This window comes from Dietzia aurantiaca, from assembly GCF_021033825.1.
GTDB lineage: Bacteria > Actinomycetota > Actinomycetes > Mycobacteriales > Mycobacteriaceae > Dietzia > Dietzia aurantiaca.
Genome location: NZ_JAIFXZ010000008.1, coordinates 101,172 through 120,276, shown reverse-complemented (window position 1 = coordinate 120,276; position 19,105 = coordinate 101,172). Strand labels below are relative to the sequence as shown.

Here is a 19,105-nt window from a genome sequence, read left to right as displayed (position 1 = left end):
GCCCATGGTCTCCGCCTCCGATCCGCTCGCGCTGCTCCCTCCGGGTGACGGCACCCTCGGCCACGTCGCCATCGGCGACATCACGTTGGTCACGGGTGTCGTCCTCCCGGCGGTGACGCTCGCCGTGCAGCGGTGGGGGCGGGTCAATGAGGATCGGTCCAATGTCGTGCTCGTCGAGCACGCGTTGACCGGCGACTCGCACGTCGTGGGGCCTGTCGACTCACTGCACCCCACCCCGGGCTGGTGGAACGGGCTGGTGGGGCCCGGATTGCCGCTGGACACCGACCGCTACTGCGTGGTGTCCGTCAACGTCCTGGGTGGGTGCCGTGGGTCGACCGGGCCGAGCTCACTGCACCCCGACGGCCACTACTGGGGCGCCCGCTTCCCCGCCGTCTCCGTGCGGGACATGGTCACCTCCGAGCGGATGCTCGCCGACCTGCTGGGTATCGAGCGTTGGGCTGCGGTGATCGGAGGGTCGATGGGTGGGGCCCGCACGCTCGAGTGGATGATCACCCATCCCGAGCGTGTCCGCGCCGCCTGTGTGCTGGCAGTGGGGGCCCGCGCCTCCGCCGACCAGATCGGCATCCAGACGGCACAGATCATGGCCGTCACCTCCGACCCCCACTGGCAGCAGGGTGGCTATCACGGCACCGGTCGCACGCCGGTGACCGGTCTGGGCATCGCCCGCCGCATCGCCCACCTGTCGTACCGCGGCGAGGTGGAGCTCGACGAACGCTTTTCCAACCGGCCCCAGCCCGGTGAGGATCCGCGCGCCGAGGACCTGTCGATGTCCGGCCGCTTCGCCGTGCAGTCGTACCTCGACCACCAGGCCGGAAAGCTCGTCTCCCGCTTCGACGCCTGCACCTATGTGCTGCTGACCGACGCGCTCAACCGTCACGACGTGGGTCTGGACCGCGGGGGTGTCGAGGAGGCACTGCACTCCTGCCCGGTGCCGTGCGTGATCGGCGGCGTGACCACCGACCGGCTCTACCCGCTGCGTCAGCAGGAGGAGCTGGCCGCGCTGCTGCCGGGCGCCGATCCCCTCGTCGTGATCGAGAGCCCCGCCGGGCACGACGGCTTCCTCACCGAGGACGACGTGGTGGGCCCGATGCTCGCGCGCACCATGGAATTGTCCGAACAGGACACGATCGAGCGTTCCCGAGGACTGGCGTGACCGTGCCGGAATATGACGACGACGACAACGTCCACCCCGACTCCGCCCACCCCGGAGCCGGCCGCGACCCGGACCACACCCCCCGGCCCACCGCCATGGTGCTCACCGGACTGTCTGCGGGGTTCGGGATCATCGGGGTGTCCATCGGTTTCGCCACCGTGCTGGGCGTGACCGCCACCGCCTCCGGCGGCTTCGACACCTCCGGCTTCGGGCCGATGATCATCTCCGCCGTGTCCTCGCTGGTGCTGGGGCTGCTGCTCATCGTCGGCGCGGTGCTGCTGTGGCGCGCCCACCGTGCGTCGCTGGTGGTGATCAGCTCCGCCGTGACTTTGTTGGCGTTGAGTTCAGCGGCCCGCATGGTGCTGGACAGTCTGACTTTCATCTCGGTGGTCGGCACCGTGTTCTCGTTGCTCGCGCTGGTCGCGATGGGCTACCTGATCACTTCGGACGATGTCCGCGAGCACATCCGTGAGGGCGTCCCGCTGCGCCTCCGCTGACGCGGCCTGCTCCGGCGCGTTCTGCCCGCGCTTTCGCCCCGCCGCGATCTTTCCGCCGCATCCCGCCCCGCCGCATCCCGCCCGCCTTCGGCATCACAGGGCCACTCCCCGCCTTCCGCAACGCCGCCTATTCGATATGGCGCCGCCTACGCGATCTGGCAGGTGGCGCGACATCGGATGGGCGAACTGCGAGATAGCGGTGCGCCGTCTCGTCAGATCGTCCCTTTGAAGTTCGTGGGCACCACGCTTCCCGCTGCTCTGACCCGTATCGCAGAGCCGGCCTGGTTGATTCACAGTGCCGGCATTCTCCACAGGCGGTCGTTCGCCGGTTTCTTTCAGGGGAGTTCTCAGCTGGGCGGTCGAGATCATCGAGGGTGTGAATTTTCCAGAAGATCTCCTCGCAATGCTTCTCACCACCGATCAGCTCCTCAGTCGGGGCATGACTTCTCACACCGTGAGGGGCGCGGTGGAGTCCGGCGAGCTGATCCGGCTCAGACCCGGGTTTTTTGTCAACGGCCGAGCTCGTGAACTCCAACGACGTGAACGGCATCTCCTGGCGGTTCTCGCTGCGGACATCGCCCTCGACGCGCCGGTGTTCTCCCACTCCTCCGCGGCGCTGATCCACGGGCTCCCGGACTGGGGGCTCCCGCTTCGAAAGGTGACAGTGTGTGAGGAAGGGCCGGAGCCGCGTACGCGCAGCTCTGCACTGACCACGTTCCGCTCCGTGCCCGAGCTGTCGGGGCATCTGATGACAGTCGACGGCTTGCGGGTCACCACCCCTGCGCGGACGGTGACGGACATTGCGATGTCGACGAACAGAGACACCTCCGTGACGACCGCCGACGCTGCGCTGCATAACGAGATCGTCACGAGGGAGGCGCTCGATGATGCGCTGGACGGGGCTGCGGGTCGCCGCGGGATCAAGCGTGCCCGAAGCTCGATGAGCCTCGTCGACGGACGAAGCGAGAGTGTGGCCGAGACTCTGAGTCGACTGACTTTTCGCGACTTCGGGCTGCCTGAGCCTGAGACACAGGTCGAGATCCGCAACCCCCGCGGGGTACTGATCGCCCGCGTGGACTTCCTCTGGTCCGAGTACGGGGTGATCGGAGAATGTGACGGCTTCGGTAAGTACTTCGACGGGCTGTCCCCCGCCGAGACGCGGCGCCGCCTGGGCAAGGAGAAGGATCGGGACGCCGAACTCATGGCTCTCGGCTACCGGATTCTGCACTGGCGATGGCGCGATCTCGAGGAGCCCCATGCCCTCGCTACACGAATCAAGCGGGTGCTTCGTCACGCCGCAGCGTGACCCCTGAGCACCGCCGGCTGAACGTCACCCATCCGATATCGCGCTGCCTGCCAGATCTGGCAGGCAGCGCGATATCGGATGGGTGGCGGCGGACTTGAAGGGCAACGTATGAAGGGCTCGGGAGACCGGGGTCAGCCGGTGCCGAGGGAGTCGACCGAGGTGGCCAGCCACAGGATGACCGCCCCGATGCCGAGATAGAACGCCGCGTCGAAGCGCTTGGAGCGCACCCCGAGCAGCCGAGCCCGCTCATCCGAGAGGCCCAGCCGCAGTGCCGCCGCCGCCAGTGCCACGATGCCCAGCACGAACGCGCCGCGTCGCCACCGCTCGAGAATCACGAATCCGAGTGCCACCGCCACACCGATGAGCACCAGCGCGAGCGGCCACTGCGCCCGTGCCTGCGCCCACGTCAGCCGGGCCGGCCGCGTCCGCGAAGTGCCGGCATCGGCACGCTGGGGCCGCTGCCGGTCGGGGGCGGGATGGGTCATTCGGGCCTCACGCCTCGGCGGCCAGCCGCTCGCAGCGCTCGACCACGTTGCTCAGCAGGAACGCCCGGGTCAGCGGTCCCACGCCGCCGGGGTTGGGCGAGATCGCGCCGGCCACCTCCCACACGTCGGGGTGCACGTCGCCGGCGAGCTTGCCGTCGAGGCGGGACACGCCCACGTCGAGCACGGCGGCACCGGGGGCGACCATGTCCGGGGTGAGCATGTGCGCCACGCCCGCGGCGGCCACGATCACGTCGGCGCGGCGGGTCTCGGCGGCCAGGTCGCGGGTGCCGGTGTGGCACAGCGTGACCGTCGCGTTCTCGCTGCGGCGGGTCAGCATCAGCCCGATCGGCCTCCCGACCGTGACGCCGCGGCCGATCACCACGACGTGCGCGCCGTTCAGCTCCACGCCGAAGCGACGCAGCAGCCGGATACACCCGTTCGGGGTGCACGGCAGCGGGGCGGGCTCGCCCAGCACGAGCTTGCCGAGGTTGACCGGGTGGAGCCCGTCGGCGTCCTTGGCCGGGTCGATGCGCTCGAGGATCGCGTTCTCGTCCAGCTGCTTCGGCAGCGGCAGCTGCACGATGTACCCGGTACACGCGGGGTCGGCATTGAGCTCGTCGATCACGGCCTCGAGCTCGGCCTGCGTGGTCTCGGCCGGCAGATCGCGCCTGATGGAGGCGATGCCGACCTGCTCGCAGTCGCGGTGCTTCATCCTGACGTAGGACTGACTGCCCGGGTCGTCGCCTACGAGCACGGTCCCGAGCCCGGGGGTGATTCCCTTGTCCCGTAGCGCGTCCACGCGCGTGGTGAGGTCGGCGACGATCTCGTCGCGGGTGAGCTTGCCGTCCAGCTTGATCGCGGTCACGGCTGCCAGTATCCCACTCCACGGCGGACGCGCAGGCACGGCACTGCGAGAATGCCGGACATGACCGGAGCGGCTGTACGAGTGTTGTTCGACCGACCCTGCATCCCGCCCAACACCGGCAATGCGATCCGGATGGCCGCGGGCGCGGGCTGCGAGCTGCATCTGGCCGGCCCGTTGGGTTTCGACCTGTCCGAGAAGCACTTGCGTCGGGCGGGGCTGGACTATCACGACCTCGCCCATGTCGAGGTCCACGAGAACCTCGAGGCCGCATACGAGCGCCTGCTGCCGGCGCGGGTCGTCGCGTTCACCGCGCGCGCCGACATGTCGCTACCGGAGGTGAGGTTCGAACCGGGCGATGTCCTGCTGTTCGGACCGGAGCCCACGGGGTTGGCACGGGAGGTGCTCGACGACGACAGGGTCACCGCGAGAGTTCGCATACCCATGCTTCCGGGCCGCCGCTCGATGAACCTGTCCAACGCCGCCGCGGTGGCCGTCTACGAGGCGTGGCGGCAGCAGGGGTATGCGGGCGACACACTAGCCGGCTGCGACCAGCCGACACTTGGAGACCGACCAATCACCAGTTAATATTTCGGCATGACGAAAGCTCGCCCCACCCATCGTCGAACTCTCGCGGCCCTCCTGTCGCTGCCGTTGTTCCTGTCCGCGTGCGCCAACTCTGGTTCCGAGCCTTCCGAGGACGACCGTCCTCTCGTGGCGACCACGTTCACGATCCTCGCCGACATGACCGAACGCATCGGGGGCGACAGGGTGCGGGTCGCGTCGATCACTCAGGTGGGCGCAGATATCCATCAATACGAGCCCACGACCGGTGACCTCAAGCGGGTGGCGGGCGCCGACCTATTGATCTCCAACGGCCTGGGCGTTGACGACTGGCTCACGCGGTTTCTCCAGTCCGGCGCCGAGCACGCGGTAGCCGCCGAAGGTGTGGCGCCGATCCCGATCGTCTCCGGCGAGTACGAGGGCAGGCCCAACCCTCACGCCTGGATATCTCCCAGGGAGGGCAAGACCTACGTCCGGAACATCACCGCTGCACTGAGCGAGCTCGATCCCGACGGTGCGGCAGAATTCCGGCACCGTGCGGCCGAGTACGAAGCAGAGCTCGATGCAGTACAAGAGCGAGCCGCACGATCGGTGGAGTCACTGCCGCCGGACCACCGTGCTCTCGTGACCTGTGAGGGCGCATTCTCATACCTCGCGCGGGATGTCGGGCTCGACGAGCACTACTTGTGGGCGGTGAACACCGAAGGACAGGGCACGCCACAGCAGGTCACCAGCTTGATCGACGCTGTTCGTGATCAGCAGATCCCGGCGGTCTTCTGCGAATCGACCGTCTCCGACACCGCGATGCGTCAGGTCGCGCGTGCCACCGGCGCGGAGATGGGGGGAACGCTCTACGTCGACTCACTCTCCGAACCCGACGGAGAGGTCCCCAGCTACATCGCCCTGATCGAGCACGACATCGACCTCATCACGAAGGGACTGACCGGCTCATGAGTACCACGACCGAACTCGCCGTCGACGTCTCTGATCTCACAGTCGACCGGGGACAGGTCCGCGCACTATCGGACGTGTCGATCCGGGTGCCCCGTGGATCGGTGACCGTCTTGCTGGGGCCCAACGGGTCGGGCAAGTCGACCTTACTACTGGCACTGCTGGGACTGGTCCGACCTACACGCGGACAAGTCCGGCTACTGGGTGGATCGGTCAAGGCCGCGCTGAGTTCTGGGAAGGTCGCGACGGTCGGACAGGCCGACGGTATCGACGAGGGTTTCCCGGTCACCGCCCGCGACGTGGTCATGCAGGGGCGCCGGCCCTTCACAGGCGCCTGGCGGAGAGCCTCCCGATCCGATCGCGACGCGGTCGAGTCGGCGCTCGACCGCGTCGACCTCTCGGACCTCTCGGGACGTCGGATCAATGCTCTGTCCGGTGGGCAACGTCGCCGAATCCTGCTCGCTCGCTGCCTCGCCCAGGAGGCAGACCTGCTCTTACTCGACGAGCCGTTTAACGGCATGGACGCCGGCAGCGAAGACGTGTACGTAGACGTTCTGCGCGAGCTGGCGGCGCAGGGCCGGACCACGCTGGTGTCCACCCACCACCTCGACACTGTCGACAGGTTGGCGGACTCGGTCGCCCTACTGGACGGGCGCCTAGTCGCGCACGGCTCCGTCGCCGAGACGACCACACCCGAGATGCTCGCCACACTGCTGGGTGCCCGGCATCCGCACGCACCTGCCCCCGAACCCACTTCGACGAGCCACCGCGATCTGACGCACGAGGTGTCCACATGATCGATTTCCTGCTCGAGCCGATGGCGTACGACTTCATGTGGCGCGCTCTGGTGGTTGTGGTCGCCGCCAGCCTCGCCGGGGCCCTGCTGAGTTGTTGGCTCGTCCATATGGGTTGGGCGCTCATGGGTGACGCCGTTTCGCACGCTGTTCTTCCGGGCGTGGCCGTGGCATCCATGATCGGCATGCCGTTCGCCATCGGCGCGTTTCTCGCAGCCCTGATCGCCGTCGCCCTCATCGGCGCGGTCCGCGAAAGCGGGACCGTCCGCGAGGACGCCGCGATGGGCATCGTGTTCACCGCGCTCTTCTCTGTGGGCCTCGTTCTCATCGCCCGTTTCCCCAGCCAGCAGGACCTGCACACCATCTTGTTCGGCAGCCTTCTCGGAGTCGGCGACCAGCAGCTCGTACAGGTCGTCATCGTCGCGGCATTCACCGTCGTGGTGTTGCTGGCGTTCCGTCGCGACCTCGTGTTGCTCGCGTTCGACAAACTGCACGCGCACACGCTCGGGCTCCGCACCAAGATGCTCACCGGAATCCTGCTGGTCACCCTGGCGACCGCGACCGTCGCCGGCGTCCAGTCCGTCGGGGTGATCCTCGTAGTTGCGACTCTGATCATCCCGGGTGCGACCGCGCAGCTGCTCACCAACACGATGCGTAGCCTCATGATGGTCTCCGTGATCGTGGCGCTCGTCGGCGGCGTGGCGGGCGTGTACATCGGCTATTACGCCGACCTCCCCCCGGGCCCGGTTGTGGTCATCGCCCAGGCCACACTGTTCACCGCAGCGCAGTTGTTCGCACCGCACCGCGGAATCGTGACTCGCGCTGTCTCGAATCTGGTCTCCCGGCGATCTGAGACACTGGCGGCATGACCGACGTGCCCCCCGTCCGACTCACCGACCTCACTCCGACGATGCAGGCCTACCTCATGGCGGTGCACGCGATCGGGGCGGGCGGGGGCACTGTCACCTCGGGGGCTCTCGCGGATCGTCTGGGAGCATCTCCGTCCACGGTCACCGAAGGAGTGCGCAAATTGGTCGCCCTCGGGCTGGCGGATCACCGGCCGTACGCCCCGGTCGAGCTCACAGAGACCGGACGCGCCCTGGCTGTAGCCATGGTCCGGCGTCATCGCATTCTCGAGACATTTCTCGCGCAATGTCTTGACTACTCGTGGGACGAGGTACACGCCGAGGCCGACGCACTCGAGCACGTCGTGTCGGACCGGTTCGTCGACGCGCTCGACGCCTTTCTCGACCACCCACAACGCGACCCACACGGTGATCCGATCCCCACTCGGGACGGCCGTCTGGACTCGCTCGGCGACGTGCCGTTGGACGAAGCACCCGAGGGCTCGACGGCTGTCGTGACAAGGGTCTCGGATCGAGACAATACTGTTCTGCGCTATGTCGGGGAGCTCGGACTGCGTCCCGACAGTCCCGTAGAGGTGCGGTCAAGACAGATCGAGTTGGGCATCATCACCATCGTCCTCGACGGGCAGCCGGTGGCGCTGGGAACGCCGGTGGCCGCCGCAGTGCGGGTCCGACTGACCCGAGGAAGCGACCGCGTAGACGGTGGGGTCGACACAGAAGACGGCACGGGTTTCGAGACCTGAGTGGCAGTGACCTCCCGTGACAAGCGGCCCGGGGCGATCGCCCCGGGCCGCTTGTCACCTTCAGCTCCGATGGAGAGCGTCAGGTGCTCCAGTCCTCGTCAGTGGTCGGCTCGGTGCGACCGATGACGTAGGAGCTGCCGGCGCCGGAGAAGAAGTCGTGGGTCTCACCGGCACCCGGATCCATCGCGGCCAGAACCGCCGGGTCGGGGCGGCAGTCGTCTGCGGAGAACATCGGGGCGAATCCGAGGTTCGCCAACGCCTTGTTGGCGTTGAACCGCAGGAAGGGCACGACGTCGGGTGTCCACCCCACCGCGTCGTACAGCGAGGCGGTGTACTCCAGTTCATTGCGGAAGAGTTCGTCGAGAAGGCTACGCGCGAAGTCTTCGTATGCCCGCCGCTCCCCAGTCGACGCGTCCGCCATCATCCGCTGGAACTTGTATCCGATGAAGTAACCGTGCACCGCCTCGTCTCTGATGATGAGACGGATGATATCGGCGGTGTTCGTGAGAATCCCCCGCGAGGCGAACCGCAGCGGTAGGAAGAAGCCGGAATAGAACAGGAAAGATTCCAGAAGCACCGACGCGATCTTCTTGTGAAACGGATTGTCCTCGCGATAGTGCGACGTGATGATCCGCGCCTTATTCTGCAGCAGCTCGTTCTCCACCGACCAGGCGAACGCCTCTTCGATCTCCGGTGTGGAGCACAGGGTTGAGAAGATCGTGGAATAGCTCTTGGCATGAACCGACTCCATGAATGCCAGATTGGTGAAGACGGCCTCCTCGTGAGGGGTGGCCGCGTCCGCCATCATGCTGACCGCGCCCACCGTCGCCTGGACGGTGTCCAGGAGGGTCAACCCGGTGAATACCCGGACCGTGAGGTTCCGGTGCGACTGATCGAGTTGCCGCCAGGTCGGTAGGTCATTGGCGACCGGGATCTTCTCGGGCAGCCAGAAGTTGGTCGTCAGACGATCCCATACGTCCTTGTCGACGGGATCGGGGATCTCATTCCAGTTGATCGCGTGTTCCCGTTTCACGGGCCGACCGCCGGTCATGACGCCTCCTGGCCCGGGTGGGACGGCAGCGCTCGGAACGTCGGTAGCGGCCGGGACCCGTACTGCGGTGGCGGGCCGGTGGATTCGGCGATCGAGAGGAACCGCGTCATCGACCTCTCATCGACATCAATGAGGTGCACTTGGAGAAGCTGCAATAGTCCCTCAGTCAGACGACGTGTGTCAGACACGGTATCGAGAACGACTCGTCCGGCGAGGTGGTCTCCGCGATACGCCGATCGGAATAATTCAATCGATTCACGCCAGAGGCTCTCCCGTGAGTTATTGGAGACACCCACTATCGTGAACCCTCGGACGGCAGGTTCAACGAGACCGTCGTTGTTCTCGCCACGTCGAACCGCTTCGCAACGTCCGACCAGTCGACCAGATCCCACAGCCTGTCCACGTAATCCGCCTTGACATTGCGGTACTGCAGGTAGAAAGCGTGCTCCCAGGCATCGAAGACCAGAATTGGGCTACTCAACAGCGCGGCATTGGCATGATGGTCATGCACTTGGTGGACCACCAGACGGGATCCGACCGGATCCCAGGACAGCGCGCCCCACCCTGAGCCCTGAATGGTGCTGGTGGCACCACTGAGTTCACTCTGAAGGCCATCGAAATCTCCGAAGAACTCGTCGATGGCGGCGGCCAGCTCGCCTTCCGGCCGGCCACCCCCCTCGGGCGAGAGGTTCTGCCAGAACAGCGAGTGGAGTCCGTGTCCGGACAGGTGGAAAGCCAGCGCCCGCTCGAGCCCCGGCAATGACGCGGTGTCGCGGCGGTCGCGCGCCTCGGCCAACGCGTCGATGGCGTTGTTCGCGCCCGTCACGTACGCGGCGTGATGCTTGCTGTGGTGGAGCTCCATGATCTCGCCCGTGATGGCGGGGGCAAGCGCTCCATAGTCGTACGTCAAATCGGGAAGGAGATAGGACACTGCGGAACCTTTCACAGAGAGACAGGGGCGCAAACGGACTACCCCAGCCGGATTTCGGCCACCCGAACTTTATCATTTGTCTACCCGTATCATTGACCGTGCAGGGAGACGAAGTCGCGCGGAAATAACCGTCAAAGACCACGACACGAAAGGCGGTGTCTCACACCGCCCGGTCCACCACTTCGGCAGAGCGAGCGAGAGAGTCCGGGCAGGCCTCGTCGGACACCATCGCCGTGGCTCTCGGGGGTGAGGCGAGTCAGGTGGGCACGCCGGTGGTCAGCGCGGTGCGCGCACCGGCCGACGGCGGCAACCCCGCGGGCGTCGACGTCGCTGCTGTCGACGGCGAGACCACCTGCTAGTCGGTGGCCCCGCGGCCACTCGTGAGGAGTGGCCGGCCATGGTAAGGACGCGGGGGGCCAGGCGTCGTGACCGACGCCGGACGGTCAGTTCGGGCCGCCCGCGCGGCCGGCCGTCGCAAAACGAGCGCCACCAGCGTGGCGAGCACCATCACCCCGTCGATCAGAGCAGCCGCGGGCGCGCCCGTGACGTCGTGGCGCAGCAGGAGCACGGCGGTCATCGTCATGGATGCCTTGTGGAAGATCACCACGAGCCACAGCACGGCGGCGCCGGGCGGGGTGGTACCGAGATATGCGGACAGGGCGGCGAAGACGAGCAGGCCGTACGCTCGCCAGTAGCCGGTGAGCTGGAACTCGGGCGTGATGGTGGACGCCTCGAGTCCGGCGGTGACGCCCAGGATCGCCGCGACGACAGCGGTCGTCAGCAACAGCGCCCGGTACAGCAGCAGGTGGAGTCGATCGATGGCCATGGTCGGTATCGTCGCCCGGCGGGGTCATCGGGCACATCGGGGAGATCCCCCGGTTCGCACCTGAGATCCGGGCCCGGCGGTGCGAGGGCCGCTCGTGTCAGTGTGGCCTTTGCGTCTTAGGGCCTCTGCTGCGGTCGGCGGTTCTCCCGCCATTCGCACGACACCGCCCGGCCTGGCCCAGCATTGCCCGGCCCTGCAGCCTGGCCCGGCCCTGCAGCCCGGCCCCGCGCCACCCGGTTGCAAGACGTCCCATCCCGGTCGCAAGACTTCTGGCGCGTTCTCAGCTCCTCTAATCGCACCTGCGGTCTTGCAGCTCCGTGTGCATGTCTTGCAACTCGGCTTTCGGCCCCGTCCGTCGGCCAGTCGGCCCTGCGGCACTGCGGCTCGGGGGCGGTTTCGGTTAGAACATCACGCCCGGGTTGAGGATGCCATGCGGATCGAGTGCGGTCTTGATGCGCCGACTCAGGTCCATGACGTCCTCGCCGAGCTGGGCGGGCAGCCACGGGGCCTTGAGCCGGCCGACGCCGTGCTCCCCGGTGATGGTTCCGCCCATGCCGATCGCCAGGTCCATGACCTCGCCGAACGCCAGCTGGGCGCGGGCGGCCCGGTCAGGGTCGTCGTCCTCCAAAACGATGATCGGGTGGGTGTTGCCGTCACCGGCGTGGGCGACCAGCGCGATCGGGATGTCGCGGCGGGCGGAGATCTCCTCGATGCCGGCGACGAGCTGCGGAAGCGCGGGCAGCGGCACGCCGACGTCCTCGAGCAGCAGCGAGCCGACCTTGCCCAGGCTGGTGAACGCAGCACGGCGGGCGACGGTGAACTGTTCGCCCTCGTCCGAGTCGTCGGTGGCGAACACCTCGGTGGCGCCGTTCGCGCGGAACGCCTCAGAGATGAGCTCGGTCTCGGCCGCACGATCGGCGCCGGTGAGATCGGACTGGGCGAGCAGCATCGCCCCGGCCGAGGTGTCGAGCCCCATCCGCAGGTCGGCCTCGACGGCGCGGATCGAGACGTTGTCCATGAACTCGAGCATCGCCGGCCGGATGCGGCTGGTGATCGCCAGCACCGCCTCACTGCACGCCACCACGTCGGGGAAGATCCCCACGACGGTGGAGCGCGGCGGCTGCTCCGGGAGCAGTCGCACGATGATCTCGGTGACGATCCCGAGCGTGCCCTCGCTGCCGACGAACAGCTTGGTCAGGCTGAGGCCGGCGGTGTCCTTGAGGCGCGCGCCGCCGAGGCGGACCACGGTGCCGTCGGCCAGGACGACGGTCATGCCCAGCACATAGTCGGTGGTCACGCCGTACTTCACGCAGCACAGGCCGCCGGCGTTGGTGGCGATGTTGCCGCCGATCGAGCAGATCTCGTACGACGACGGGTCCGGCGGGTACCACAGACCGTGTTCGGCGACGGCCGCCTTGACCTCGGCGTTGTACAGGCCCGGCTGCACGGTGGCGGTACGGGTGACGGGATCCACCTCGATGGCCCGCATCAACTCCGTCGACAACACGATCCCGCCCTCTACAGCCGTCGCGCCGCCGGACAGGCCCGAGCCGGCACCCCGGGGGACGACGGGCACGCCGTGGGTGCTGGCCCAGCGCATGACCTCCCGGACGTCCTCGGTGGCGCGGGCGCGGACGACTGCCAGCGGCATGCCCGGGTCGGGCGCCTTGGCCCAGTCCTGGCGGTAGCCCTCGAGCACGTCGGGGTCGGTGAGTAGCTGGGTATCGCCCAGTCGGGCACGCAACTCGTGGAGTTCGGTGGCGGTCACACCGTGACTCGCGGCGTCATGGTCGGCGGCACTGTCAGCGGTGGAGGCGCTCATGTCGTGTGAACCTACGCCGGCGCGCCGGCGTCGACTGTCTCATCGACGAGTTTCTCCCCCGCCGAGGCGTCCTCACGCGTGGATCCCGCCGGCCGCCCCCAGTGTCCCGACGACGACGCGGTGCGGGCATAGTGTCCTGGTGCCATCGACCCCCGGAGCAGGACAGTCAGTCCCGGGGACCGCTGTACCTGGTCCCGGCCCCGCGTGGTTCGGGGCCGTCATGGGCACCGGTGGACTGTCGACTCTGCTGCAGCTGCACGCGGACGCCGTGCCGGGGTTCGCGATGGGTGCCGTCGTGATGCTCGTCCTCGGCTGGGTGATGCTCATCGGCCTGGGCTCGGGGTTCGCCCGCTCGATCGCCCGCGATCCGCAAGAGTGGTCTCGGTCGGTTCGTGACGCCACGATGGTGCCGCTGTGGGGCATGGTCTCGATGGGACTGTTGGCGGTGGGGTCGGCGACGTTCGTCGTGATCGAGGCCCGGGCTCCGTCTCTGGCGTCCGTCGCGTTCGGGGTGGATGCCGCGCTCTGGGGCGCCGGCACGGTGCTCGGTCTGGCCACGGCGTTGGGTTTCGCGGTGTGGCTGATCTCGAGACGCCCTGCCCATCCGCTCCCCACCTGGGCGTTGCCGATGGTGCCGCCGATGGTCTCGGCGACCGCCGGCGGGGTGATCGCAAGACAGGACGAGTCCGAGGCGATCCGGTCGATCCTGGTCGGCGCCTGTGTGGTCTGCTTCGTGGTGGCACTGGTTCTGGGCGTCGCGGTGATCGTGTTGGCCTACCACCACGCCTGGTTCCGCACTCCCGTGCCGGTGGCACTGTCGACCACCACGTGGATTCCGCTGGGGATCATCGGCCAATCGGCGGCCGCGGCGCAGGTGTTGTCGGGCCCGTCACTGGCCGGCCTCGCCCGTGTGTACAGCGCGGTGGTGCTGGTCGCGGGCGCGGGCCTGGGCGCGTATGCGGTGTTCGTGACGGTCCGCGGGTTCGTGGCGCGGATGCCGTTCAACACCGGCTGGTGGGCGATGGCCTATCCGTTGTCGACGTGCGGGCTGGGCTCGTACTTCCTGGGCTGGCAGTGGGCGAGCCTGCTGACTGTGGCGGTACTGATCGCCATCTGGCTGCTGTGCGCGGTCGCCAGCGTGCGCGCCATCGCGGCGCCCCACCACGCCTGATCCCGCTCCGCGCTTTCCCCGTCACCGGAAGTCACGGCTGCGCCCGATCGCCAGCCCGAGATGGAGCCGTTCGACCTTGTCGGCCACGACGCTGACCGCTCCGGAGCGGTTCTCGACGGTGCCGCGGATGATGAGCGCCGGGGCCGAGGAGACGACGGGCCGGTAGCGCGCCCAGAGCCCGACCGAGCACACGATGTTGGTCATGCCGGTCTCGTCCTCGAGGCTGAGGAAGGTCACCCCTTCTGCGGTGGCGGGCCGCTGCCGGTGGGTGACGGCCCCGGCCACATGGACACGACTGCCGTCGGGGACGTGCGCGAGGCCGGCGGTGGTGCACACGCCGCGGGAGTCGAGCCAGGGGCGGGCGTGGATGGTCGGGTACTCCTCGGGACTGATGCCGGTGGCGGTGAGGTCGGCGGAGGTGAGTTCGAGGACGCTCATCCCGGGTAGTGCAGGGGCGTCGACCTGACTGAGACCGGGCAGCATGCCGGGCTTCTCACGGGCCGCGGTGGCCGCCGACCACAGTGCCGCCCGCCGCCCACCGGTGCCGAGACAGTCGAGTGCGCCGGCGGTGGCCAGGGCCTCCATCTGCCGGACGCTCAGACCGGTGCGTCCGGCGAGGTCGCCGGCGGAGGTGTACGGACCGTGACTGTCGCGTTGGTCGGCGATGGTGGCGGCCAGGTCGGAGCCGATGGCCCGTACCGATTCCAGTCCGAGCCGCACCTCGGTTCCCTGGTTCTCGCAGGTGGCACCGCCGAGGGAGCGGTTGACGCACGGCCTGTGCACGGTGACTCCGTGCCGCCGGGCATCGGCGACCAGGGACTGGGGCGAGTAGAACCCCATGGGCTGGCTGCGCAGCAGGGCGGCGCAGAAGATTGCCGGGTGATGGCATTTGAACCACGCGGAGTAATAGACGATCGCGGCGAAGGACTGCGAGTGGCTCTCGGGGAAGCCGTAGTTGGCGAACGCGCACATCTTCTCCCAGATCCGCTCCCCCACCTCGGGCCCGGTGTCGGGGGTTCCGGGCGGGCTGGCGCCGATGCCGTGCAGGTCGCGCATGCCGGCGAAGAACCTCTCGCGCAGCCGGGCCATCTTCTCGGGTGAGCGTTTAGCGCCCATCGCGCGGCGCAGTTGGTCGGCTTCGGCTCCGGTGAAGCCGGCGATCTCGGTGGCGATCTGCATGAGTTGTTCCTGGAACAGCGGGATGCCCAGGGTCCGGCCGAGGACGGGTTTGAGCGCGGGGTGGTCGAAGACCGGTTCCTCGAGACCGTTGCGCCGTCGGATGTAGGGATGGACGGAGCCGCCCTGGATGGGGCCCGGCCGGATGAGCGCGACCTCAACCACGAGGTCGTAGAAGTTGCGCGGTTTGAGTCGGGGCAGGGTGGCCATCTGGGCCCGGGACTCCACCTGGAACACGCCCACCGAGTCGCCGCGGCACAGCATCTCGTAGACCTCCGGGTCGGCCAGGTCGAGTTGGGCGAGATCCACGTCGAGGTCTTTGTGTTCGGCCGCGAGGTCGATGGCGTGGCGTAGGGCCGTGAGCATCCCGAGCCCGAGCAGATCGAACTTGACCAGCCCGACGGCAGCGCAGTCGTCCTTGTCCCATTGCAGGACGGTCCGCCCGGGCATGCGCGCCCATTCGACGGGCACCACATCGGCCACGGGCCGGTCGCAGATGACCATGCCGCCGGAGTGGATGCCCAGGTGCCGCGGCAGGCCGACGAGTCTGCGGGCCAGCGCGAGCACATCCTCGGGGATGGTGCGTTCGGCCGTCTCCCGGTCATGGTTCCTCAGCCCTGACCAGCGGTCGACGCTCTTGGACCAGGCGTCCTGCTGCCCGGTCGAGTAGCCGAGCGCGCGGGCGACGTCGCGTACGGCCGACCGGCCGCGGTAGGTGATGACGTTGGCGACCTGCGCGGCGTGCTCGCGCCCGTAGCGGGCGTAGACGTATTGGATGGCTTCTTCCCGCCGGCCGGATTCGATGTCCACGTCGATGTCTGGTGGACCGTCGCGTTCCGGGGACAGGAACCGCTCGAACAGCAGGTGGGCGCCCACGGGGTCGACGTTGGTGATGCCCAGGGAGTAGCAGACGGCGGAGTTGGCGGCCGAGCCCCGCCCCTGACAGAGGATGCCCTCTCGTCGGCAGAACTCGACGATGTCGTGGACCACGAGGAAGTACCCGGGGAAGCCGAGATCGGCGATCACTTCCAGTTCGCGATCGATCTGCGCGTACGCCTGTGGGGCCTGTTCCCGGGTGCCGTAGCGGCGGGCGGCACCGGCGTAGGCGTGGTGGGCGAGCATGCTGTCCTCGGTGTGGCCTGCGGGGACGTCGAAGGGCGGCAGTTCGGGTGCGATGAGGGCGAGGTCGAAGGCGCACTCCCGGCCCAGCCGGTCAGCGGCGGACACGGCGTGGGGCCAGCGTTCGAACAGGTCGGCCATCTCCTCTCCCGAACGCAGATAGGCACCCCCGGCGGCGGGCAGGTGGGCGGCGTGGCTCTCCAGCGCGTCGCGGGCGCCGAGAGCGGCCATGACCGAGGCCAGACGCGCGTCACGGGGGCCGGCGCAGTGTGCGGCGGTGGTGGCGACGACGACAAGACCCGACTCCTCGGCGAGCCCGACCAACGCGTCGCATCGTTCGGTGTCTTCTGGAACGCCGTGGCAGGTCAGCTCGACGATCACCCGGTCCCGTCCGAACAGGTCGACGAGCTGGCCCAGCGCCGTGCGGGCCGCCGCGACGTCGTGGTGGCCGGCTGCGGCCCCGTTTCTCTCGAGGGCACGTCGCACCCGGCCGCGTCGGCAGCCGGTGAGGATGTACCAGTGCCCGCCGGCGGCCTCGGCGAGTTCGGTGATCTCGTAGCGTGGTTCGCTCTTGGCCCCGCCGCGCAGGTGGGCGTGGGCGATGGCACGCGAGAGCCGTCGGTAGCCCTCCTGCCCTCGGGCCAGGACGAGTAGGTGTTCGTCTCCGGGCAGGGACAGTTCCGCCCCGAACACGGTGGGCAGCCCGAGCTCCGCGGCTGCCTCGGCGAAGCGCACGACCCCGTACATCCCGTCGTGGTCGGTGATCGCGAGCGCGGTGAGCCCCTGCTCGACGGCGGCTTCGACCATGGCCTCGGGAGAGGAGGCCCCGTCGAGGAAGCTGAACGCGGTGTGCGCATGCAGTTCCGCGTACGGCACACGGCCCTGCCCGTTCGACTCCACCGGGTCCGGGGCCCTGTACGCGCCCCGCTTACGCGACCAGGCCGGGGTGTCGCCGCCGTCACCCGGATGTGGATTCTCGGGCCCGCGCGGGTTGGGCCGGCCGGACAGCACCCGTTCGAGTTCCGACCAGCTCTTGGGTCCGTGGTACCAGTTCACCGTGCACCACCTGCCCGCTGCGGGTGCAGCCCGCGGCGGGAAGAGTGTCCGTGGTCAGAGCGCGGTGAGGGACTCCACGACCCATGCCTTGGCATCGGTGGGCGGCTTGCGGCAACTCTGCGAGCGGGCCGGGAGGGGCCGGGTGCCGGTCTCGACGCGCCACGCACGCCCGTCGGTGTGCCGGACAACCGCGATGTGGGGGCTATCGGGGTCGATGTCGACGACGAGGTCGTCGATCCCCGCATCCACATCGGCGTCCCGGACCGCCACTTCCGCGACCTGTCCGGCCGGCGGCCACGTGCTGCGACCACGCAGATGCTCGGTGACGACCCTGCCGTCCAACTCCGCCTCGACGATCCGGACCGCGAGGTCGGTCTCTGCGGGGCCGTACGTGTAACCGGTACCGGGCAGCAGCAGGACCGGGGCGAAGCGGTGCCCTCCGGTATGCGAGCACTCCCACACCGCGGCCTCGGGATCGAGATCGCGCAGGCGCTCCCCCACCTGTTCGTCGAGTACGGCCGCGACGGGTCGACCGCGAACGGCACAGCACTGATCGCGCTTGGCATGGGTGCACACCAGCGGGACCGGCGCCATGACCTCGCGGGTGCCCGGCACGTCTCCGCCGGCCGAGAGATCCAGATCGAGCATGTCCTCAGGCCCCTCGACCCTGCCCACGCGGATGCTGCGGCTACCCGGCCGGGTGTCGCAGAGATAGAAGCGGTGGCGGTCGATGCGTTGGCCCTCGCGCCCGGGGCGCCGGATGAACAGCATGCGGGATCCGCAGTCCGCGACGTGCTTCTTGAGCCGCTCGGACAGCTCCTCGCCCAATGCCTCACCGTCGAAGATGTCGCGTCCCCAGCGTCCGGGAACCTCCAGGAGGATCCACGAGGTCTCGTGGGCGGCGGTCCCTGCCGGTGGTTCGTCGTCGGACTGGAAGGAGCACCAGCTCGGCTGTGCGGCGGAATCGATGATTGACACGCCCCCATGGTGCCCCACGGAACAAGGATGTGTAACTGTAGCCACCTTGTGGGGCAAAAGTGACTGGAGGGATCTAGCCTGGGAGTATGCGTATTCGACATCGCCGCCTTGCCGCGGCCGCCGCTCTCACCGCCGCCGCGTCGCTGGGGCTGGCGGGGTGCGGGGCCGACTCCTCGACCGACGCCCCAGTCTCCGGTCAGACCACCACCGCGGGTTCGTCTCCCGCCGCCCTGGCCGACATCCTGTCGCCGGACGAGACCGAGGCCGCCGACCCGTCGAACGGCCCGTCCGATTCCTCGCCCAAGAGCGCGGAGGCGGACGAATCCTCCCCCGATCGCACGCAGCTGGTCGTCTCCGAGATCCGCATGGGCGACTTCCAGGGCAACGACCGCGTGGTCTTCGAGCTCGACGGCAGCGGCGCCCCCAGCTACACGGTGGACTACGTGGACGCACCTGCCCAGCAGGGCAGCGGCTTCCCCGTAGAGGTCTCCGGCGACTCGTTCCTCCAGGTGATGATCCACGGTCAGGTCCTGCCCACCGAGACCGACATGGAAGAGGTCCCTGTGGGTGTGATGACCGGCGATGCCGCGGCCGGGGTCACCGGCGTGGCCTTTGCCGGGCAGTTCGAGGGGCAGGCCCAGGCCGTGATCGGACTGGAGGGCACGGACCGCGGATTCTCCGCGTTCCTGCTGCAGAACCCGACCCGCCTGGTGGTCGACATCGAGCGCTGAGT

Annotated in this window: 19 protein-coding genes; 11 read left to right on the top strand and 8 right to left on the bottom strand. The window is 68.5% G+C overall.

Going from position 1 to position 19,105, the window contains the following annotated elements:
• Nucleotides 1-4: 4 nt before the first annotated feature.
• The 3 genes from metX (at nucleotide 5) to K3888_RS10370 (ending at nucleotide 2,977) form a co-directional block, all read left to right on the top strand.
• The gene (gene metX / locus K3888_RS10380) at nucleotides 5-1,174 is read left to right on the top strand and encodes a homoserine O-acetyltransferase MetX (RefSeq protein ID WP_230930189.1); all 1,170 of its coding nucleotides are present in this window, start codon (nucleotides 5-7) and stop codon (nucleotides 1,172-1,174) included.
• Nucleotides 1,171-1,671, top strand: a complete 501-nt coding sequence (locus K3888_RS10375; RefSeq protein WP_230930188.1) for a hypothetical protein — start codon at nucleotides 1,171-1,173, stop codon at nucleotides 1,669-1,671. Before metX ends, K3888_RS10375 begins: the two co-directional genes overlap by 4 nt.
• A gap of 439 nt (nucleotides 1,672-2,110) precedes the next feature.
• Nucleotides 2,111-2,977: a type IV toxin-antitoxin system AbiEi family antitoxin gene (locus tag K3888_RS10370; protein WP_230930187.1), complete on the top strand. Its 867-nt coding sequence runs from the start codon at nucleotides 2,111-2,113 to the stop codon at nucleotides 2,975-2,977.
• 131 nt (nucleotides 2,978-3,108) lie between these two features.
• Here the strand turns inward: K3888_RS10370 and K3888_RS10365 are convergent, their stop codons facing one another.
• Together K3888_RS10365 and K3888_RS10360 are read right to left on the bottom strand one after the other, a co-directional pair.
• Nucleotides 3,109-3,462, bottom strand: a complete 354-nt coding sequence (locus tag K3888_RS10365; protein ID WP_230930186.1) for a DUF3017 domain-containing protein — start codon at nucleotides 3,460-3,462, stop codon at nucleotides 3,109-3,111.
• 7 nt (nucleotides 3,463-3,469) lie between these two features.
• Nucleotides 3,470-4,327 carry a bifunctional methylenetetrahydrofolate dehydrogenase/methenyltetrahydrofolate cyclohydrolase gene (locus K3888_RS10360; protein ID WP_230930185.1) on the bottom strand — a complete coding sequence of 286 codons (858 nt, stop codon included), beginning with the start codon at nucleotides 4,325-4,327 and terminating at the stop codon, nucleotides 3,470-3,472.
• 60 nt (nucleotides 4,328-4,387) lie between these two features.
• On the opposite strand from K3888_RS10360, the gene K3888_RS10355 reads away from it, so the two are divergent.
• The 5 genes from K3888_RS10355 to K3888_RS10335 are packed head-to-tail and all read left to right on the top strand — an operon-like array spanning nucleotide 4,388 to nucleotide 8,242.
• The gene (locus K3888_RS10355; protein ID WP_230930184.1) at nucleotides 4,388-4,912 is read left to right on the top strand and encodes a tRNA (cytidine(34)-2'-O)-methyltransferase; all 525 of its coding nucleotides are present in this window, start codon (nucleotides 4,388-4,390) and stop codon (nucleotides 4,910-4,912) included.
• A 9-nt stretch (nucleotides 4,913-4,921) separates the two neighbouring features.
• Nucleotides 4,922-5,842, top strand: coding sequence for a metal ABC transporter substrate-binding protein (locus K3888_RS10350; protein ID WP_230930183.1), 921 nt, complete (start codon nucleotides 4,922-4,924; stop codon nucleotides 5,840-5,842).
• Complete coding sequence (locus K3888_RS10345; RefSeq protein ID WP_230930182.1) at nucleotides 5,839-6,636, top strand: metal ABC transporter ATP-binding protein; 798 nt, start codon at nucleotides 5,839-5,841, stop codon at nucleotides 6,634-6,636. The genes K3888_RS10350 and K3888_RS10345 overlap by 4 nt, the downstream gene beginning before the upstream one ends.
• Nucleotides 6,633-7,502, top strand: coding sequence for a metal ABC transporter permease (locus tag K3888_RS10340; RefSeq protein WP_230930181.1), 870 nt, complete (start codon nucleotides 6,633-6,635; stop codon nucleotides 7,500-7,502). The genes K3888_RS10345 and K3888_RS10340 overlap by 4 nt, the downstream gene beginning before the upstream one ends.
• On the top strand, nucleotides 7,499-8,242 hold the full coding sequence (locus K3888_RS10335) for a metal-dependent transcriptional regulator (protein WP_230930180.1): 744 nt from the start codon (nucleotides 7,499-7,501) through the stop codon (nucleotides 8,240-8,242). Before K3888_RS10340 ends, K3888_RS10335 begins: the two co-directional genes overlap by 4 nt.
• Nucleotides 8,243-8,321: 79 nt before the next feature.
• Here K3888_RS10335 and nrdF read toward each other — a convergent pair whose 3' ends face one another.
• Together nrdF and K3888_RS10325 are read right to left on the bottom strand one after the other, a co-directional pair.
• Nucleotides 8,322-9,293: a class 1b ribonucleoside-diphosphate reductase subunit beta gene (gene nrdF / locus K3888_RS10330; protein WP_230930179.1), complete on the bottom strand. Its 972-nt coding sequence runs from the start codon at nucleotides 9,291-9,293 to the stop codon at nucleotides 8,322-8,324.
• Nucleotides 9,294-9,588: 295 nt separating this feature from the next.
• Nucleotides 9,589-10,224 carry a superoxide dismutase gene (locus tag K3888_RS10325; protein WP_230930178.1) on the bottom strand — a complete coding sequence of 212 codons (636 nt, stop codon included), beginning with the start codon at nucleotides 10,222-10,224 and terminating at the stop codon, nucleotides 9,589-9,591.
• A 233-nt stretch (nucleotides 10,225-10,457) separates the two neighbouring features.
• Here K3888_RS10325 and K3888_RS17655 point away from each other — a divergent pair, with 233 nt between their 5' ends.
• Nucleotides 10,458-10,583, top strand: a complete 126-nt coding sequence (locus K3888_RS17655) for a hypothetical protein (RefSeq protein WP_269075039.1) — start codon at nucleotides 10,458-10,460, stop codon at nucleotides 10,581-10,583.
• On the opposite strand, the gene K3888_RS10320 is transcribed toward K3888_RS17655, so the two are convergent.
• Nucleotides 10,580-11,050 carry a hypothetical protein gene (locus K3888_RS10320; RefSeq protein WP_230930177.1) on the bottom strand — a complete coding sequence of 157 codons (471 nt, stop codon included), beginning with the start codon at nucleotides 11,048-11,050 and terminating at the stop codon, nucleotides 10,580-10,582. The two genes, K3888_RS17655 and K3888_RS10320, sit on opposite strands and share 4 nt — an antisense overlap.
• 400 nt (nucleotides 11,051-11,450) lie before the next feature.
• On the bottom strand, nucleotides 11,451-12,872 hold the full coding sequence (locus K3888_RS10315) for an FAD-binding oxidoreductase (RefSeq protein WP_230930176.1): 1,422 nt from the start codon (nucleotides 12,870-12,872) through the stop codon (nucleotides 11,451-11,453).
• Between K3888_RS10315 and K3888_RS10310 the strand changes: the two genes are divergently transcribed.
• Nucleotides 12,871-14,043, top strand: a complete 1,173-nt coding sequence (locus K3888_RS10310; RefSeq protein ID WP_269075038.1) for an SLAC1 family transporter — start codon at nucleotides 12,871-12,873, stop codon at nucleotides 14,041-14,043. The genes K3888_RS10315 and K3888_RS10310 overlap by 2 nt on opposite strands.
• A gap of 21 nt (nucleotides 14,044-14,064) precedes the next feature.
• Here the strand turns inward: K3888_RS10310 and K3888_RS10305 are convergent, their stop codons facing one another.
• Nucleotides 14,065-17,394 (bottom strand): error-prone DNA polymerase, encoded by a 3,330-nt coding sequence (locus tag K3888_RS10305; protein WP_230930174.1) that lies wholly within the window; start codon nucleotides 17,392-17,394, stop codon nucleotides 14,065-14,067.
• A 54-nt stretch (nucleotides 17,395-17,448) separates the two neighbouring features.
• Nucleotides 17,449-18,372: a ferredoxin family protein gene (locus K3888_RS10300; RefSeq protein ID WP_230930173.1), complete on the bottom strand. Its 924-nt coding sequence runs from the start codon at nucleotides 18,370-18,372 to the stop codon at nucleotides 17,449-17,451.
• Nucleotides 18,373-18,458: 86 nt separating this feature from the next.
• Between K3888_RS10300 and K3888_RS10295 the strand changes: the two genes are divergently transcribed.
• On the top strand, nucleotides 18,459-19,103 hold the full coding sequence (locus tag K3888_RS10295) for an AMIN-like domain-containing (lipo)protein (protein WP_230930172.1): 645 nt from the start codon (nucleotides 18,459-18,461) through the stop codon (nucleotides 19,101-19,103).
• Nucleotides 19,104-19,105 lie beyond the last annotated feature (2 nt).

Bases quoted from the DNA above. Each gene is read 5' to 3' on its own strand.
- metX (WP_230930189.1), top strand. From the start codon at position 5: ATGGTCTCCGCCTCCGATCCGCTCGCGCTGCTCCCTCCGGGTGACGGC.
- K3888_RS10370 (WP_230930187.1), top strand. From the start codon at position 2,111: ATGACTTCTCACACCGTGAGGGGCGCGGTGGAGTCCGGCGAGCTGATC.
- K3888_RS10365 (WP_230930186.1), bottom strand. From the start codon at position 3,462: ATGACCCATCCCGCCCCCGACCGGCAGCGGCCCCAGCGTGCCGATGCC.
- K3888_RS10355 (WP_230930184.1), top strand. From the start codon at position 4,388: ATGACCGGAGCGGCTGTACGAGTGTTGTTCGACCGACCCTGCATCCCG.
- K3888_RS10350 (WP_230930183.1), top strand. From the start codon at position 4,922: ATGACGAAAGCTCGCCCCACCCATCGTCGAACTCTCGCGGCCCTCCTG.
- K3888_RS10345 (WP_230930182.1), top strand. From the start codon at position 5,839: ATGAGTACCACGACCGAACTCGCCGTCGACGTCTCTGATCTCACAGTC.
- K3888_RS10340 (WP_230930181.1), top strand. From the start codon at position 6,633: ATGATCGATTTCCTGCTCGAGCCGATGGCGTACGACTTCATGTGGCGC.
- K3888_RS10335 (WP_230930180.1), top strand. From the start codon at position 7,499: ATGACCGACGTGCCCCCCGTCCGACTCACCGACCTCACTCCGACGATG.
- nrdF (WP_230930179.1), bottom strand. From the start codon at position 9,293: ATGACCGGCGGTCGGCCCGTGAAACGGGAACACGCGATCAACTGGAAT.
- K3888_RS10320 (WP_230930177.1), bottom strand. From the start codon at position 11,050: ATGGCCATCGATCGACTCCACCTGCTGCTGTACCGGGCGCTGTTGCTG.
- K3888_RS10310 (WP_269075038.1), top strand. From the start codon at position 12,871: ATGTCGTGTGAACCTACGCCGGCGCGCCGGCGTCGACTGTCTCATCGA.
- K3888_RS10315 (WP_230930176.1), bottom strand. From the start codon at position 12,872: ATGAGCGCCTCCACCGCTGACAGTGCCGCCGACCATGACGCCGCGAGT.
- K3888_RS10295 (WP_230930172.1), top strand. From the start codon at position 18,459: ATGCGTATTCGACATCGCCGCCTTGCCGCGGCCGCCGCTCTCACCGCC.